The sequence below is a fragment of the Micromonospora coerulea genome, assembly GCF_016598485.1.
GTDB lineage: Bacteria > Actinomycetota > Actinomycetes > Mycobacteriales > Micromonosporaceae > Micromonospora > Micromonospora coerulea.
This window is the reverse complement of sequence record NZ_JAEMUW010000077.1, coordinates 1-1839: the sequence shown is the minus strand read 5'-3', so window position 1 is coordinate 1839 and position 1839 is coordinate 1. Positions and strand designations below refer to the sequence as shown.

The window sequence follows — 1839 nt, the reverse complement described above, 5'->3', positions numbered from 1 at the left end:
GGAATCCCGACGACGAGGCACGAACCGAAGCCAACACCACCCCTACGACAATTCCCCAACCCCGACCAACCCCGCCAACGTTTGTGGTCAGAGCACTAGCGGCCCAGATGTCGATCATCGCACCGGCCAAGTGGACATGGCCATCGACTTTCGGAGTCGGCCATTGCCGCGCAAGACCCCGGCATCGGAGTTCGGCGTGCCATGGTTTTGGTAGTCGTCCGCTGGCACTTGCGATGGAAAGCTGAGGACGCGCGTCCACCTTCGGGCCGACGTGACAGCCGGCAAGTGGGATCCGGACCGGCGTGGAGATGGCATAGGATCTCTGCTCCTGCACGGAACGGGGCCGTGCACCGGCCGATCGGGCCGCTTCGGCCTCGCCGGGCGCCGTGGCGTCCGGGACGAGAGGTGGACACCCCGGATGCACCAGCGGATCCTGCTGCGCGCCCGCAAGGGCCCGTTCGACGTCCTCACCCCCGAGGAGACCTACGAGCGGGATTGGATCGGCAAGAACAGCGGCAACCTGGTCTTCAGCCACACCGCGTACAAGCTGCTGGCCACCTCGGCGGCGGAGATCACCCCGTCGCGGTTCCGGGCGGACCCGCGCGATGCCGACGAGATCAACGAGAAGTACGACGTCTTCGTTATCCCGCTGGCCAACGCGTTCCGCCGCGACTACGCGGCCCGGCTGGTGTCGATGACCCGGCTGATCGAGCGGCTGAAGATCCCGGTGGTGGTGCTCGGGGTCGGGGTGCAGACCGACGTGGACGGCGACCGGGAGTACCTGCGCCCGATCGACGAGCCGGTCAGTGCCTTCTGCCGGGCGGTGCTGGACCGCTCGCACAGCATCGGCGTACGCGGCGAGATCACCGAAAAGTACCTGCGTACGCTGGGTTTCTCCGCGGTCGAGCAGATCGGCTGCCCGTCGATGTTCCTGCACGGCGACAGCTTCCGGGTCGAGAAGGCGAAGGCTGCCCTGGACACCGAGGATCGGCTCGCGTTCGTCATCTCGCCGTACGTCCGCGCGCTGGCCCCGCTCGTCCGCCACCACCACCGGCGCTACCCGAACCTGCGCTACGTGGCGCAGGGCCTGTACACCCTCGGCACCCTGCTCTACGGCGACGCACCGAATCTGCGCGGCAAGACCGACGACATGCCGATCCACACCTCACACCCACTCTTCGTCGAGGACAAGGTGCGGATGTTCATGGACCCGTGGCCCTGGCTGGAGTATCTCTCCGGATTCGACTTCGCCTTCGGCACCCGGATCCACGGCACCATCACGGCGCTGATCTCCGGCACCCCCGGGTACCTCCTCGCGCACGACTCGCGCACCCTGGAGCTAGCCCGCTACTTCGACATCCCGCACCGGTTGATGCGCGACGTACCGGCCGACGTCGACGCCGCCCAACTCTACGAGGAAGCCGACTACACGGCCCTGAACGAGGGCCACAAGGAGCGCTTCGCGCGGATCGGCGCGTTCCTCGCCAAGCACGACCTCGGCCTGTCGTTCGCCGACGGGGACAGCGCCACCCGCTTCGACCGGCAGGTCCGCGAAACCGTCTACCCGCAGGCGGTGCGGCCGGCCTCCGCCCACACCGCCGAGGAACTGCTGACGCGCATCCAGTGGCTGCGCGAGAACCAGACAATCCAGCAGAAGATCACGGCACGCCGCGCGCAGCCACTGCGCGAGCAGGTCAAGCAGGCGGTGGGCGGCCGGGTCCGCCGGATGCTGCGGCGCTGACCGTCGTACGCGGTTCAAACCCTCGATCACGCGGACGCCAACGACTGATACAGCCGACGCCCGTGACGGGGTAGATGCAGGTGGCCGAGATTCGGGCT

At 67.8% G+C, this 1839-nt stretch carries 1 protein-coding gene; it reads left to right on the top strand.

The window, feature by feature from the left end:
- The first annotated feature begins 418 nt into the window (after positions 1-418).
- Entirely contained in the window at positions 419-1741 is a 1323-nt protein-coding gene (locus tag I8N68_RS32285) for a polysaccharide pyruvyl transferase family protein (protein WP_200216892.1), read from the top strand.
- The last annotated feature ends 98 nt before the right edge of the window (positions 1742-1839 follow it).